This is a genomic window from Streptomyces beihaiensis, assembly GCF_026274175.1.
Lineage (GTDB): Bacteria > Actinomycetota > Actinomycetes > Streptomycetales > Streptomycetaceae > Streptomyces > Streptomyces beihaiensis.
Map to the genome: position 1 here is coordinate 1 of NZ_JAPHNL010000157.1, position 14,555 is coordinate 14,555.

Below are 14,555 nucleotides of genomic sequence, written 5' to 3' on the forward strand. Positions count from 1 at the left end.
TCTCCCTCAACCCCGACATCGTCTCCACCGCCTGCCCCTTCTGCCTCGTCATGCTGACCGACTCCGTCAACGGCAAGAAGAACGACGGCAAGGCGAAGGAATCGATCCAGGTCGTCGACGTGGCCCAGCTGCTCCTCGACTCCGTCAAGACGCCGCCCTCCGACACCCCGCCCCCGGCCGGCTCGACCGAGCCGGAGGACGCGCCGGAGCCCGCGCCGGTGAAGTAACGGTGCGGTAGCGGCGAAGTAGCCCGAACGGCCCGCACCCCCCGTCGCAGCGTCGAAGCGACGGGGGGTGCGGGCCGTTCGCCGTCGGCCACGCCTCCCGAAGACCGCCCTCCCTCAGGGACCGCAGGGTCGCCCCTTAGGGGATGTCACAGGTCAGAAGCAATGCCGGGCCCGTCCCCCGGGCCCGGCAACGCATCGCTCCAAACCAGGTACGTTCGAGTACGTGGCTGGATTCAGGAACGGACGCGGCCGGGACAACCGCGAAGCGCCGCAGGGCCGACGTCAGGGGCACCCGCCGTACGGGCAACCGCAACAGCAGTACCCGTACGCACAGCAACAGCAGCAGCACCAGCAGCAGTGGCCCCACCCGAACAGCGGCACGGGCGAGCCGGAGTACTTCGGCGACCCGAACGCGAACGCCCCTGGCGCGAACGCCCCGTACACGAACGACCCGTACGCGGCGAACAACCCGGGCCACACCCAGGCGTTCTCGGTGAACGGGGCCCAGGACCCGTACGCGTACACCCAGGGCTCCACCTACCAGGCGGGCGCGGCCCCGGCGCCGCCCATCGGCCCCCGCCTGCACTGGAAGGAGCTCCTGAGCGGCGTGATCCTGCGCCCGGCCCAGACGTACCTCCAGATGCGCGACTACGCGATGTGGGCCCCGGCCCTGATCGTGACGTTCCTCTACGGCCTGCTCGCGATCTTCGGCTTCGACGGCGCCCGCAAGGACGTGATCAACGCCACGTTCTCGTCGGCGGTCCCGTACGTCCTGACGACGGGCGTCGCGATCACCGTCAGCTTCTTCGTCCTGGGCGTGGTCACCCACACCCTGGCCCGCCAGCTCGGCGGCGACGGCGCCTGGCAGCCCACGGTGGGCCTGTCGATGCTCATCGCGTCGCTCACGGACGCCCCGCGCCTGGTGGTCGGCATGTTCCTGGGCGGCGACGAGACGTTCGTGCAGCTGCTCGGCTGGGCGACATGGCTGGCCGCGGCCGGCCTGCTGACGACGATGGTCTCCAAGTCCCACGACCTGCCGTGGCCGAAAGCGCTGGCCGCGTCGGTGATCCAGCTGATCGCGCTGCTGTCGATCATCAAGCTGGGCACGTTCTAGACGACCGGGTGACCGGTCAGGCCGGGCGCCATGAGGGGCCGACGCTCTACGGTCTGCCCGCCCCCATGGCGCCGGACGGCCGCGAAGGCGCATACTGAGCCATGCAAAAGCCTCCGGCGTCAAAGCGGCACCTGCCCACCAGCCCCTTCAAGGCCCCGGTCGCACCGGATCCGAAGCACTTCGCCGTGGGCGACCAGGTCACCCACGACATGTACGGCCTCGGCCGCGTGGTCGGCATGGAGGACGGAATCGCGGCCCTCGTGGACTTCGGCTCGACGCAGATGCGCGTACCGAGCCCGTACGCGAAGATGACCAAGCTCTAGCCCTCAGCCTCCGGGCGCGGCGACGGCCAGGGGCAGCGACGGCTAGACGGCTTCCTTGTTCTCCTTGGGAGCCTGCCCCGACGCGTGCACCGGAGGCAGCACGCTCCACGGGAAGTTGATCCAGTCGTCGGTCCGCTTCCACACGTACTCGCACTTGACCAGGCTGTGCGACTTCTCGTAGACGACGGCGGAACGCACCTCGGCGACGTGATCGAGGCAGAAGTCGTGCACCAGCTTCAGCGTCTTGCCGGTGTCGGCGACGTCGTCGGTGATGAGCACCTTCTTGTCGCTGAAGTCGATGGCGTTGGGCACGGGCGCCAGCATGACCGGCATCTCCAGGGTGGTGCCGACACCGGTGTAGAACTCGACGTTGACCAGGTGGATGTTCTTGCAGTCGAGCGCGTACGCCAGCCCGCCCGCGACGAACACGCCGCCACGGGCGATGCTCAGCACGATGTCGGGCTCGTACCCGTCGTCGGCGATGGTCTGCGCGAGCTCGCGCACGGCGGCACCGAACTGCTCGTACGTGAGGTTCTCGCGCACGGAGGCCACATCACTCATGTCGCTGCTGCTCACACCTGTGTCCGATGGAAATTGACGTACGACCGGGACGCGGTGGGCCCACGCTGCCCCTGGTAGCGGGAACCGTACCGCTCACTCCCGTACGGGAACTCGGCGGGCGACGACAGCCGGAACATGCACAGCTGCCCGATCTTCATCCCCGGCCACAGCTTGATGGGAAGGGTGGCGAGGTTGGACAGCTCAAGCGTCACATGCCCGCTGAAGCCCGGATCGATGAACCCGGCCGTCGAGTGCGTGACAAGACCCAGCCGCCCCAGCGAGCTCTTCCCCTCCAGCCGAGAGGCGAGATCCTCGGGAAGGCTGATCACCTCGTACGTCGAGGCGAGCACGAACTCACCGGGGTGGAGGATGAACGGCTCGTCGCCTTCCGGCTCGACGAGCCGCGTGAGGTCCTTCTGCTCCACGCTCGGGTCGATGTGCGGGTACTTGTGGTTCTCGAACACCCGGAAGTAGCGGTCGAGCCGCACATCGATGCTCGACGGCTGAACCATCGATTCGTCAAAGGGATCGATCCGGACCCGCCCGGCGTCGATCTCGGCCCGGATGTCCTTGTCTGAGAGAAGCACGCACCGAGGATACGCAGAGCGCGCGGGCCCGCCACAATCGGCGGGCCCGCGCACTCGGCCTGCTCACCGCTCGGCTCGCCCATCGGCTCGTTCCTCGACTCGCCGCTCGGCTCGCCCCTCGGCCACGGTCAGCGCTTCTCCGACCCCACGGGGACGGCGTGACGCAGCCGGGCACACCGAGGACATCGGATCAGCCGGCCGGGACCGAGCCGGTCGGCCTGCTGCATCGGGAACGAAGAGGTGCTGAAGACGTGCCCCTCGGCACAGCGGACGACGGTGCGCTCCATCGAGTCCATCAAGGTCCCTTGAGTCCCTTCCCCACGAGTCACTTGGCCGGTTTCCCGACCGACGACGAGGGGTCACATTACGGGATGAAAGGGACGCCGATCCAGGCGACTCCCCGACCCTGGACAACCCTCTCGCGGTCCCCACACCGTACGCCCCAACTCCCTTCACCCGCAGTCACTTCCACCCTCCGCAACGCATCCGGGCCCCGGGGCGTCAGCGCCCGGGGCCCGGTGTGAGGTACAGTGTCCGCCAGTACGGATCGCTCAAGCGGGGCCGTACCAAGCGGGTGTAGTTTAATGGTAGAACATCAGCTTCCCAAGCTGAGAGCGCGAGTTCGATTCTCGTCACCCGCTCCATGAGGAAACCCCGGGTCTGCGGCCTGGGGTTTGTTTGTGTCTGAGCATCTGTATGCGCTTCACTCCGACGTTCCCGACACCGCAGGGCAGCCCCCGTTCTGGTAGCGCCTGGAGTCGCGCGACACGTGTAGACGCCTGGTGGCATGCCACGTATGGCCTCGGCAGACGTAACCAATGGGCTCTCATTGGATGGCGGCTCCAGGAGCCACAGCGGCGGCGCTCGTAGGCTTTCTGCGCGGTATTCGACTGCCGATGCCGCTGAGGAGCAACCCGCCAGTGACCAGAGCGGCTCCCGCCTCCGGAATGGAAAGTACGGTGTGTCCACCGGCGAGAAGGGCGCCGCCGAGCCAGCTGCCGAGGGCGATTCCCACGCAGAAGGCCGAGTTGTTGACGGTGAGTGCCATCGTGGCCGACGCAGGACCCGCGGAGGCGACGATCTGGGAGTTCAGCGCCGGGATGGTGGCAAAGTACGCAGCGCCCAGAATGCAGAACAGCGCGGCTACGGCCCAGGGGCTGTGGACCAGCAGGACGAGCAGCAGAAGCCCGGCGGCGGCGAGGCCCAGGCTGCCAAGTACCGCGGCCGACAGGTGGCGGTCGGCCGCGCGGGCACCGACCACGTTGCCCGCGATACCTCCGAGACCGTAGAGCCAGAGCAGGACGGTAACGGCGGAGGAGCCGAATCCGGCGGCCTCCGTCAGGTAGAGAGAGGCGTACGTGTACAGAGCGAACACGCCACCGGTACCCATCACGATCACCAGGGCGACCAGGGCCATGGGTACGAGGGATGTGAGTCCACCCTCGCCGGGCCGGCCCTGATCGCGGGCGGCAGGTTCGGCCGGTGCGGGGTCGGGGATGCGCTCACGCATGAGCAGCAGAGTCGACAACAGGCTGAGCACGGCCAGTGCCCAGAAGGTGGCGCGCCAGCCCCAGTTGTCCCCGACCAGTGTTCCGGCCGGGACGCCGATGACGGTCGCGAGGCCGATGCCGAGGGTGACCTTGGCCCCGGCCGCTGCCCGTTTGTGGGGTGGCGCGATGTCCCGTGCGGCTGCCACGAACGCGGCGATGAGGGTGGAGTGGGCCAGCGCGCTCACCACCCGGCCCGCGACCAGCCAGCTGAAGCCGGGGGCGAGCGCGGCCACGACATTGCCGAGGATGAAGGTGCCCATCATGCCGGGGAGCAGCACGGCGCGGCGAAGCCGGACGGTCAGGGCCGTCACGCAGGGTCCGACGATGACGACGACGAGGGCGTAGACGCTGATCAGCATTCCCACGGCGCTCAGCGAAACGCCGACGTGCCGAGAGATGTTCGGAAGAATCCCGGCGATGACACTCTCCGCGGTGCCGACGCAGAAGGTACAGAGCATCATCGCGAACACGGGTAGAGGCATGGTGGTGTTCCTGTTCCTGGCCTGGGCTCACTGGGACGGGGACATCAGGGCGCGCCCGCTGTGACGGTCTTCTCGCTCTCGTCCGCGGCCGTGCTCGTCGATGAGACGGCTGGTGCGCCCGCGGCCGGGATCCCCTGGTTCCGGGAGCGGCCCCGGTACCGGGACCAGAGGCGCATGGCGGGCCGCTCGACTCCCGCGTAGAGCAGCCAGGCCAGCAGCAGACTGACCACGGCGACGAGCACGGCGACGGCCACCGCCTCCAGGGCGGAGCCTGCCTCTCGGAAGCCCAGTCGTTCCTGCACGAAAGAGAGCAGGGTCTGGTGCACGAGGTAGAAGGCGAAGGAGACCTCGCCGAGCCAGACCCACACGCGTCCGCCGAAGGCTGTGCCTACGCCTTGCGCGTCCCGCGCCGCGATGGCCGCGATGAGCAGCGCGAAGGGGATGACGACAACGGCGTTCAAGGAGAAGAGGAAGGGCACCCGCAGGCTGACGACGTATGCGGCGACAGCGAGGGCCAGGGCGGGCAGCACGCCGAGACGCGGCCACTTGCCGCTCAGCACGATCCGGGCCATCAGGATGCCGAGGGCGAAGTCGAGCACCCGTGTGGGCGGGAAGATGTAGACGAACCACATCTGGTTGATCGAGTGACCGTGCAGCGGGGAGTTGGCGTGGTTCGGACCGAACGCCGCACCACTAGGAATCAGTTGGGCGATCAGCGGCAGCAGCACGATTGTCACGGCGACGCCGGTGGCCCACCACCACAGCCGTCGGGCTCCGATCCGGACGATCAACCGGTGCAGCACCGGGAACAGCAGATAGAAGACCAGTTCGCAGGAGAGCGACCAACTGGGGTTGTTGATGCTGAAGAACACGTCGTCGCGCGGTATCCACGCCTGGAGGAGCAGGAAGTTGGGAAGCCCCCGGTCCAGCGTCGCGCTCGCCGACGCGTAGAGGACGAGGGCGAACACGAAGGTGACGACGTGGTTGGGGTAGATCTTGGCCAGGCGGCGTCCCCAGAAGGCGCGGGGATTGTCCTTGTCCCTGGCCGACCAGGTCAGGACGAAGCCGCTGAGGATGAAGAAGAACGTGACTCCTGCCCAGCCGCCGTTCTTCACGACGGCCGCAAAGAGGCCGTGCTCCCCTCCTGGGGACGAATAGGCGTCGAGCAGCGACAGATGGAAGAGGAACACCAGGAAGGCGGCGAGGAACCGCACCCCGGTGAGGGACGAGAGCCGTGCGGAGGGCACGGGAGCGGGACGGGGACGTACGTCGGGCACGAGGATCACCTGTACACGTGAGACGGCGGGCTGCGCGGTACTGGGGCGGTCAGGCCCTAAGAGGCACTGATCGACTGGGCGTGCTGGAAGAACCCGGTGGGATCCCAGGCCGCCTTGACCTTCTGCAGCCGTGGGTAGTTGTTCTTGTAGTAGAGGTCGTGCCAGGCGACGCCCGAGGTGTTCCACAGCGGGTCGCTGAGGTCCACGTCGGCGTAGTTGATGAAGCACCCGTCGGTGGTGTCGTTCGGTACCGGCACTCCGCCGGTCTCGGCGAACATGTCGCGATAGCACGTGCGGACCCAGCTGATGTTGGCCTTGTCGTCCGCGGCGTCGTTCCAGAGGGAGACGACCTGGTATTTCAGTACGGAGTCGCGCTGCGGTACGGCGGTGGCGTCTTCGGCGACCTTGTTCACCACGCCTCCGTACGACGCGATCATCAGGAGCGCGCCGGGGTTGTCGAAGTCGTCGCGCGTCAGGTGCCGGTAAGCGGCATTTATCTGTGTGTCGGTGTAGGTGCGCTTGGCGTAGACCGACTTGCCCTTGAACCTGATGGTGGGGTCGGGACCGGTGAAGCCGGGCCACTGAGTGGCGTGCAGCCACGGAATCCGCCGGTACTGCCGTACCTGGGGCTTGACTCCGACGCCCGCCGACACGGCATCGATGTAGCTCTTCAGCATGCGTTCGGCACCGGGGGCTCCAGCGTCGACGAGTGAGTCGAGCACCACGGCGCCGGCTGATTTGTGGAACGTCTTCAGCTGGCTGAACAGAGCGGTGTACGGCGAATCCGGGGCGCTGTTGCGGGCATGCCACTCTCCGTGGTTCCACATCAGGCGGGTGAAGCGTGCCTCGTTCAGATCGGCCCAGGGCCAGGCGATCTCGCTGAGCCAGACCTCGCGCGGCGGAGTGGGCAGCTGATCGGCCGGGTCGGACCCTGTGGCATCGGCGGAGCGCAGCCAGTAGCGGGTGACCACACCGAAGTTGCCGCCACCGCCGCCGGTGTGGGCCCACCAGAGGTCGCGGTTGGGATCGTCCTGCTCTCGGGTCGCGGTGACCACGCGTGCCTTCTTGTCGGCTCCGACGACGACGATCTCTATGCCGTACACATGGTCGACCGCGAGGCCGTCTCGGCGGCTCATCGAGCCGTAACCACCGCCCTGGATGTGCCCTCCGGCCGCGACGCTGGGGCAGTTGCCGGCCGGAAGGTAGACGCCCCAGCCCTTGTAGAGGCTTTCGTACACGCGGCCGAGCGGCATGCCGGGCTGTACGGCGAAGGCGCGGCGGTGCGTGTCATAGGAGACGTCGTCCATGCGCGACAGGTCCAGGACGATCGAGATGTCCTTGTGCGTGGTGAAGTCCTCGTAGCAGTGCCCGCCGCTGCGCACGGCCAGCCGCTTTCCGGAATCCACGGCCTCCTGGACGACCTGGACGACTTCTTCCGTGGTGGTGGCGAGGCGGATCTGTTCCGGGCTGCCGACCCAGCGCTGGTTGGTGCCGCGGCGCAGGTCCGAGTAGCGGCGGTCCTGCGGGCCGACGGTGATCGTGCCCGTGGCCTCCGACGTGGTGCGGGGAGCCTCGGCCGCGACGGCGGTGCCGACTCCGGCCGCGGTCGCGGCGAAGGCGCCACCCGCGGCAGCCGTACCGGAAAGGAATATTCGCCGCTTCATGGTCTTCATCGAGCAGGTCCTTGTCTTCTCGGCGCGGTCATGCCTGGGTCGTGGGCATGACGGGACAGCCCGCAGAGGGCTGTGGAGAGTCGGTGAGGTGGGACCGGGGGAGATCAGAGAGGCGGAATGCCTCAAACCCCGGCGGTGGAAAGGGAGTTGAGATTCACGTCGAACCAGCCGAGGGCCTTGGCAACGCGAACCGCCTCGTCCAGGTCGAGTGCGGTCGGGCCCGTGACCACACCGCGCTCGCCGAACTCGGCCAGGGCCGCGGGCGACAGCGCGACACCCGTACCGGGGAAGAGGCACTTCTCGGCGAGGCGGGCACCCCGGTCGGCGGTGACGGCAGGGCCGCAGGACCACAGGAGGTACGGGACCTGGGCGCCTGCCGCGATCAGGCGGGCCCAGCGGGCGGAGCCCAGATCCCGCCGCAGCGCGCCGTACAGCAGATGCGCGCCGGCGACGCCGGCGAGTCCGCGCATGGCTTTGGCCTCCCAGCTGCCGGCCAGGTCGAGACAGGCGTCCACGGCCGCATCGACGTCCGACAACGAGTACTCGATCACCGTGGGAGACACGGGCAGCGGGCCGCCCGACGCGACCAGCGCCTCCAGGTCCGCCAGCAGAACGTCCATGATCCGCCGGTAGCCGACCACGGAACGCACGGGTCCCACGACCGCGGTACCGTCCGTCGCCACCGCGGTCACGGCGAGGCCAGCCGGGATGCCGCCGGGGCGAGGGGAGCGTCCTTCCGGCGCGCCGCCGAGCACGCCACACGTGCGCTCGTCGACCGCGGCACGGGCCTGTGCCACGTGCCCGGATGCCGGGGTGTGACGGCAGTCGAGCCAGAGGGCCACTCCTGCCTCGGTGGCCTTGCGAAGCGGGCCGGTCGTGCGGGTCGGTGTCGGTGCGAACGTGCTCACTGGATCCCCCGGATGGTGCGAGTGGTGCGTGGCCGCCGGGCGGCCGTCACGGGCGGTCGTGCCAGCGCAACCGCCCGGGTGTGGCCCGACGGGCCGTTGTCTGCGCCTCGTAAGGCAGGGCGCCGTCCGGCATGTTGATCAGTTCCATCTGGATGCCCGTCGCGGTGCCGAAATACAGCCAGCGGTCTCCGGCGATCGGGCCGCTCGCGATCGTCTCCGGCTCTCCCATCAGCGTCACTCCGGGCTGCCTGCGCAGGTAGGCGGCGGCCGTGTCGACGTCGTCCACGTAGAAGGCGAGGTGGTGGCCTCCGACATCGCTGTTGCGGGGCGGCCGTGTGCGCAGAGCGTTTGTCCCGCACTGAGAGAGTTCTACGTTGGCTGTGGGGCCGGTGCGCAGCACGACCCGCCGCTCCCGCTCGGTCCCGGGCGGCCGGTGACTCGTGGGTACCGACGCGGGTGGCCACTCGACGATCTCGGCGCCGAGGACGTCGGTGAAGAAGTCCGTCGCCGCGTCCAGGTCGACCACCGTGTACCCGACATGGTCGACGCCCAGCAGACGCAGCGGCCCCTCCCCCCGGGCGGTGCGTGCCGGCACGAACCGCCCGGCGTACGTGCCGCGGCCGGCCGTGGGGGACGGCGGCCCGCACAGGGCGAACATCATGCCCCACGGGCTCAGGAACCAGCGCCGCGCCTCCTCCGGCCCTTCGCCGGCCTCCGCCGGGCCGAGACGCACGACATCGTTGGCGCGCAGGTGCTCTTCCGCGGAGTCGAGGTCCACCACCCGCAGCGCCAGGTGATGGCCGCCTACATCGCTCGGCCCCGGCGGCGAGGTGACCTGGCCGGGTGCCGAGTACTCGAAGAGCTCCAGGTTGCTGTACGGGCCGAGCCTGACCAGGGCGACGTGGGCCCGCGCCCGGGGGTGAACACCGAGTTTGCGTGTCATCCAGTCGCCGGACGCGGCCTCGACAGGCCCTTCCCGATAGCACAGCTCACCACCGAGTACGTCGGTGAAGAAGGCGACCGCGTCGTTCAGGTCGGGCACGGTGAACGCGTAATGGTCCACGGCCCGAGCGGTCGGCAGGCCGCTGGTTGTGGGTGCGGGCCTGGCAGATGATGTAGGCGCAGCGCTGAGCATGCAGTCCCCCCTTGGACGGTGCGTCGGGCGCCTTTGGCACGCCCGCCACCGGCAGGGCAGCGCACCCGAACGCTGGCGACAGTAGAGGAACATTCTTGCGCACGCAAGAACAATCACTTCCGGTCGAGTGCACGATTCATCAAAGATCGCGTAGTTGACCTGCGCTTTTCCTCCTCCTGTGGAGTCGGTGCGCGTCGCCACATCAGCAAGGACCCTCCATGATCGTTGTGTGGGCATGAAAAGAACGGGGTTACTTCGGGTTTTCGTGAGAGGCTGCGGCTCGTATGCTGGGCGTTAACCCGACGCGCCCGAGTTCCGGTTGCGCCCGATCCGGGTTCCTGCTTGCTCTCCCCGAGGCAGACGACGAGACCCTTCGAGCACAGAAGGCAGCAGCCATGCGACCACGCAAGGAAGACGGCATCGAGCTGTGGAGCCAGCTGTCGGTACTGGTCGCGGAAGTCGGGACCACGCTGGACAGGAAACTCTCCGAAGACTTCGGACTTGGGTTGACCGACTTCCTGTCGCTGCAGGCCCTGAGCTCCGGAGACCCGGCCGGTATGCGGATGAACCATCTAGCCCAGCGGCTCGGGCTCAATCAGTCCTCGGCCACCCGAGCCGTGGCACGGCTGGAGAAGCGCGAATTCGCGGAGCGAGTCGCCCACGGCACGGACCGTCGAGGTGTGGTGGTGCGCATCACCCATGAGGGACGTGCGATCGTCACGGACATCAGCCGACTCTTCCGCCAGGAAGTGGGAGCGGCTCTCGAGGTGGCGGCCCTGGACAGCAGGACCAGCTCGGTCGTGGCCCGGCTGCGGTATGCGCCGACCCTCGATCACTGAGCCCCCCTCGCGCCGAGAAGCCCCTGCCGTGACCGGCAGGGGCTTCTCGCGTTCCATGGCGGGCCCGAACGCCGTCCGCGGACCCAATCTCTTGCGAGAGAAAGGATCCGGACATGGGCGTCACGCCTGATCGCGCCATCCGCTTCCGCCTAAAATGCCAGCTCACACGCTGATTTCAAGAGCTCCGAAGCCACTCCGACACGCGAAACACGGCGCGCCACTTCTATCTATCCTTGCGTGCGCAAGAATATCTATGGCAAGGTCATCTGCAGGGGGGCCGCACCACGGAGCGTGGTGGTCAGGTCCAGCGGCTGAAGTGACCAGGTTTCGCCGCGCAGACACGCGTTCGTGCTGCCCCGCAGCAATCCGCGACGGACATGACGACACTCTTCGTCGAAGGGCAGACGCCTGATGCAGCAAGACACCCAGATAGCCCGGAGCAACGACGGCCTGTTCGCAGTCGGCAGTCCTGTGACGCATTGGTCGGTGCGGACCAGCAATCCGGTCCAGTACGAGATCCGGGCCGGGGAGAACCTTCTGGACCCGCAGAACACCACCATCCTCGAGGACACCGACGGCACAACCGGTCTCCGCCGCATCGTCGTCACCGACTCCATGGTGGATTCCCTCTACGGAGACCGCATACGCGGCTACTTCGAGCACCATGGCGTCGACCATGAGGTCCTGGTCCTGGACGCCGGTGAGACCCACAAGTCGATCGACGCAGTCCTGCGGGTCACCGAAGCCCTGGACTCCTTCGGCATCGATCGCAGGAGGGAGCCGGTGATCGCCATCGGCGGCGGTGTTCTCATGGACATCGTCGGTTTCGCGGCCAGCCTCTACCGCCGCTCCACTCCGTTCATCCGGATCCCGACCACGCTGATCGGCCTTGTGGACGCGGGAGTGGGCGCCAAGACCGGCGTCAACCACAACGGGCACAAGAACCGGCTCGGCACCTATTTCCCGGCTGACCGCACGCTGTTGGACCGCACGTTCCTCACCACCCTCGACGATCGACACATCAGCAACGGCCTGGCCGAGATCCTCAAGATCGCCCTGATCAAGGACGCACGGCTCTTCGACCTGTTGGAGCAGCACGGTGCCGAACTGCTGCGCAACAAGATGCAGAGCCCGGAGACCGGAGTCGGCCTCACCCCCGCGGACGCCCCGGTCGACCAGCGGCTCGCGGCCCGTGGGCTGCACCTTGATCCTGCGACCGAGGTCGTCGAGCGTGCCATTCACGGCATGCTGGAGGAACTGCAGCCCAATTTGTGGGAAAAGGTGCTGGAGCGGGTCGTCGACTACGGCCACACCTTCAGCCCGACCATCGAGATGCACGCACTGCCCACCCTGCTGCACGGCGAAGCCGTAACGGTGGACATGGCGCTCACCACCGTGATGGCCGAGCGCCGTGGGCTGGTCAGCGTCTACCAGCGCGAGCGCGTCCTCGGCGTGATGGCGCAGCTCGGCCTGCCCACCTGGCACTCGCTGTGCACGCCGGAGGTGCTGGTGCCCGCGCTGCGCGATACCGTCCGGCACCGTGATGGCAAACAGCGTCTGCCGCTTCCGGTCGGAATCGGCAGCGCGATCTTCGCCAACGACGTCACGGAGACCGAACTCGCCGCGTCGGCACAGACCTTGGCCGAACTGTCGGCGGGAGCGCGGCGATGAAGCCAGACGCTACGGCACCTGCGCCGACACCCGGTGCCGGGCCGGGATTCACCTCGATCGGAACGGTGACGGGTGCGGCCACGGTCTACGGAGTACATGGCGCGGCCGGACGCACCCGCTGGAAGTGTTTCGCCGGTAGGCGTCAACTCGCCTCGGCCACCGAGGCCGTCGAGTGGGCGTCGATTCCTCCCGGCGGTGTCAGTGGCGAGCACCGTCATACACGGACCGAGGAGATCTATCTCGTCCTGCGTGGCCGGGGCGAGTTCCTCTTCAACGGCCGCCCCCACCCCGTCGGCCCGGGGTCGCTCGCCCTGACGGCTGTGGGCAATGTGCACGGGCTGCGCAACGTCTCGGACACCGATCTCGACTGGTGGGTGATCGAGTCCCTCGCGCCGAGCACGAGCGCCGTTCTGTCCGGAGCCACATACAGACCAGGAGTACCCCCCATGGGCGACAGCGTCATTCACGATCTTTTCAAGGAGCGCACGGTATCGACCGCAGGAGTCTTCGGCGGCCCGCTGCGCGGGGTCGAGGTCACCGAACTGGAGGCCGGGGACCGGTGCTTCCTGGGCTCCGACGACGCGGAGCTGGCGGTCTTCGTCCACAGCGGCCAAGGCTGGGCAAGGGCCGCCGACGGTACCTCGGCGGAGCTGGCCGCCGACACCTGCGTCACGCTCGGCGCCCGTACGAGGACCAGGGTCGAGGCCGCCAGTCCACTCCGGCTGCTGATCGTGACACTGGCGGTACCGCGGCACCCTGCGGAGGCGTAGTGATCATCTCGACACTGCACGAGCCGGTACGAGTGGCCGCGGCCACCACGCCCGAGGCCGCCACGGCCGAGTGGCAGTGCCTGGTCCGCAGAGGAATGCTGCACAGCGAGTGCGAGGCCATCGAGCACTGGAAGCTGCCCGCAGGCGCCACTTTGGAGGTGGCCTCCGGCCACGGAGTGGAGGAGGCGCTGCTCGTCCTCGACGGCGAACTCGTCGTCCCCTCGGCCTCCGGTGACCGACATGTGCGAGCCGGCCAGCTCGCTCTGGTGCCGCACGGGACCGACGGGCAGGTCCGGGCAGGCGACGGCCCGGTGCGGCTCATCACGGTGCGCACCCTGGCGGGCTCGGTCTCCGACCGGCTGCCGCCTCGCGTACCCGAACTGGTCGCTTCCTGACCGCGGGCCCGAAGCCACACCGACCGAAAGGAGCATCGTGCGCGCAGTCGTCCTCTCCGCCTACGGAGGGCCGGAACAGCTCGCGGTGTCGCAGGTTCCAGAGCCTGCCGCACCCGATGCGGACGGAATCCTGATCCGCACCGCGGCGGCCGCCGTCAATCCCGTCGATCTCCAGACGCGGGCCGGAAAGCACGCGGAGCACAGCGCCCTGCAGCCGCCCATGGTGCTCGGCTGGGATGTGGCGGGAACGGTCACCGCCGTGGGCGAGCACGTCACCGACTTCCGCCCCGGGGACCGTGTGGTGGCGATGTCGGCGCAGATGGCGACCGGCCGCGGGACGTATGCCGAAGTGCTGGCCCTTCCCGCGGCCATCGCCGCACCGGCCCCCGTGTCCGTCCCTCTCACCACGGCCGCAGCCCTGCCCCTGGCCGGGCTCACGGCGCAGCAGGCGCTCGACACGCTCGACCTGCCCGAGGGCGCCACGCTGCTCGTCACCGGCGCCCTCGGTTCGGTCGGCGGACTTGCCCTGCAGTTGGCACGGCTGCGGGGACTGCGGGCCGTGGCGCATGTCCGGCATGCCTGTGACGCCGAGGAGGCCCGGGGGCTGGGAGCACAGGATGTGATCGTGGGCGCGGACCTGTTCACCGCGGTCGGCGTGGCGGCGGCCGACGGGCTGGTGGAGACGGCTGGGCTGGCGTCGGCGATCGGCGCCGTACGCGACAACGGGCGCGTCGTCTCCGTCGTGCCGACCCGGCGCCCCGTCGCAGAGCGCGCGATCACCGTGACGGTGTCCCACGTCGAACAGGACGGTGCGTGCCTGACCGGGCTGTCCGAGCTCGTCGACAGCGGCGCCCTGCACCTGCGGAAGCACAAGGAACTCGGCTTCGACGGCGCGGCCGACGCCCATCGGCTGCTGGCCGACGGCGGCGTACGAGGCAAGCTCCTGATCGTGCCGTAGCCCCGTCGGCAACCCGCTCGCGCGTCGGATCTGCCAGGTTCCGGAACAGCTCAGAACGATAGGGAAGCAACCAGTGGACGAACGG

The 14,555-nt window shown here is 68.6% G+C and carries 15 protein-coding genes and 1 tRNA gene; 9 read left to right on the forward strand and 7 right to left on the reverse strand.

Annotated features, from left to right (window positions below; genetic code table 11):
* From OFY01_RS15220 to OFY01_RS15230, 3 genes are all read left to right on the forward strand, one after another.
* Positions 1-227, forward strand: a 227-nt coding sequence (locus OFY01_RS15220) for a hypothetical protein (protein WP_266600157.1), incomplete at its 5' end; no start/stop codon positions are given.
* 223 nt (positions 228-450) lie between these two features.
* The gene (locus tag OFY01_RS15225) at positions 451-1,341 is read left to right on the forward strand and encodes a Yip1 family protein (protein WP_266600159.1); all 891 of its coding nucleotides are present in this window, start codon (positions 451-453) and stop codon (positions 1,339-1,341) included.
* 101 nt (positions 1,342-1,442) lie between these two features.
* A complete protein-coding gene (locus tag OFY01_RS15230; RefSeq protein ID WP_266600161.1) occupies positions 1,443-1,664 on the forward strand; it encodes a hypothetical protein in 222 nt (73 codons plus the stop codon).
* Positions 1,665-1,706: 42 nt separating this feature from the next.
* Here OFY01_RS15230 and OFY01_RS15235 read toward each other — a convergent pair whose 3' ends face one another.
* Entirely contained in the window at positions 1,707-2,225 is a 519-nt protein-coding gene (locus tag OFY01_RS15235) for a phosphoribosyltransferase (protein WP_266600163.1), read from the reverse strand.
* Between the two features lie 11 nt (positions 2,226-2,236).
* A complete protein-coding gene (dcd, locus tag OFY01_RS15240; RefSeq protein ID WP_266600165.1) occupies positions 2,237-2,812 on the reverse strand; it encodes a dCTP deaminase in 576 nt (191 codons plus the stop codon).
* 570 nt (positions 2,813-3,382) lie between these two features.
* Between dcd and OFY01_RS15245 the strand changes: the two genes are divergently transcribed.
* Positions 3,383-3,456: transfer RNA gene (locus OFY01_RS15245), tRNA-Gly, on the forward strand.
* A gap of 182 nt (positions 3,457-3,638) precedes the next feature.
* Here OFY01_RS15245 and OFY01_RS15250 read toward each other — a convergent pair.
* The 5 genes from OFY01_RS15250 to OFY01_RS15270 form a co-directional block, all read right to left on the reverse strand.
* Entirely contained in the window at positions 3,639-4,844 is a 1,206-nt protein-coding gene (locus OFY01_RS15250; RefSeq protein WP_266600167.1) for an MFS transporter, read from the reverse strand.
* 44 nt (positions 4,845-4,888) lie between these two features.
* Positions 4,889-6,121, reverse strand: a complete 1,233-nt coding sequence (locus OFY01_RS15255; protein WP_266600169.1) for an acyltransferase family protein — start codon at positions 6,119-6,121, stop codon at positions 4,889-4,891.
* Positions 6,122-6,177: 56 nt separating this feature from the next.
* A complete protein-coding gene (locus OFY01_RS15260; protein ID WP_266600171.1) occupies positions 6,178-7,794 on the reverse strand; it encodes an FAD-dependent oxidoreductase in 1,617 nt (538 codons plus the stop codon).
* A gap of 122 nt (positions 7,795-7,916) precedes the next feature.
* Positions 7,917-8,702: a beta/alpha barrel domain-containing protein gene (locus OFY01_RS15265; protein WP_266600173.1), complete on the reverse strand. Its 786-nt coding sequence runs from the start codon at positions 8,700-8,702 to the stop codon at positions 7,917-7,919.
* Positions 8,703-8,748: 46 nt separating this feature from the next.
* Positions 8,749-9,765 (reverse strand): VOC family protein, encoded by a 1,017-nt coding sequence (locus tag OFY01_RS15270; RefSeq protein WP_266600175.1) that lies wholly within the window; start codon positions 9,763-9,765, stop codon positions 8,749-8,751.
* Between the two features lie 467 nt (positions 9,766-10,232).
* On the opposite strand from OFY01_RS15270, the gene OFY01_RS15275 reads away from it, so the two are divergent.
* The 5 genes from OFY01_RS15275 (at position 10,233) to OFY01_RS15295 (ending at position 14,470) form a co-directional block, all read left to right on the forward strand.
* Positions 10,233-10,676 carry a MarR family winged helix-turn-helix transcriptional regulator gene (locus OFY01_RS15275; RefSeq protein WP_266600177.1) on the forward strand — a complete coding sequence of 148 codons (444 nt, stop codon included), beginning with the start codon at positions 10,233-10,235 and terminating at the stop codon, positions 10,674-10,676.
* 411 nt (positions 10,677-11,087) lie between these two features.
* The gene (locus OFY01_RS15280; protein WP_266600179.1) at positions 11,088-12,347 is read left to right on the forward strand and encodes a sedoheptulose 7-phosphate cyclase; all 1,260 of its coding nucleotides are present in this window, start codon (positions 11,088-11,090) and stop codon (positions 12,345-12,347) included.
* Positions 12,344-13,117: a cupin domain-containing protein gene (locus OFY01_RS15285; RefSeq protein ID WP_266600181.1), complete on the forward strand. Its 774-nt coding sequence runs from the start codon at positions 12,344-12,346 to the stop codon at positions 13,115-13,117. The genes OFY01_RS15280 and OFY01_RS15285 overlap by 4 nt, the downstream gene beginning before the upstream one ends.
* Positions 13,117-13,512 (forward strand): cupin domain-containing protein, encoded by a 396-nt coding sequence (locus OFY01_RS15290; RefSeq protein WP_266600183.1) that lies wholly within the window; start codon positions 13,117-13,119, stop codon positions 13,510-13,512. The genes OFY01_RS15285 and OFY01_RS15290 overlap by 1 nt, the downstream gene beginning before the upstream one ends.
* A gap of 37 nt (positions 13,513-13,549) precedes the next feature.
* Positions 13,550-14,470 (forward strand): NADP-dependent oxidoreductase, encoded by a 921-nt coding sequence (locus tag OFY01_RS15295; protein WP_266600185.1) that lies wholly within the window; start codon positions 13,550-13,552, stop codon positions 14,468-14,470.
* Positions 14,471-14,555 lie beyond the last annotated feature (85 nt).

Coding starts and splice junctions, on each gene's coding strand:
- OFY01_RS15260 (WP_266600171.1), bottom strand. CDS start 7,794: ATGAAGACCATGAAGCGGCGAATATTCCTTTCCGGTACGGCTGCCGCG.
- OFY01_RS15235 (WP_266600163.1), bottom strand. CDS start 2,225: ATGAGTGATGTGGCCTCCGTGCGCGAGAACCTCACGTACGAGCAGTTC.
- OFY01_RS15250 (WP_266600167.1), bottom strand. CDS start 4,844: ATGCCTCTACCCGTGTTCGCGATGATGCTCTGTACCTTCTGCGTCGGC.
- OFY01_RS15280 (WP_266600179.1), top strand. CDS start 11,088: ATGCAGCAAGACACCCAGATAGCCCGGAGCAACGACGGCCTGTTCGCA.
- OFY01_RS15275 (WP_266600177.1), top strand. CDS start 10,233: ATGCGACCACGCAAGGAAGACGGCATCGAGCTGTGGAGCCAGCTGTCG.
- OFY01_RS15230 (WP_266600161.1), top strand. CDS start 1,443: ATGCAAAAGCCTCCGGCGTCAAAGCGGCACCTGCCCACCAGCCCCTTC.
- OFY01_RS15285 (WP_266600181.1), top strand. CDS start 12,344: ATGAAGCCAGACGCTACGGCACCTGCGCCGACACCCGGTGCCGGGCCG.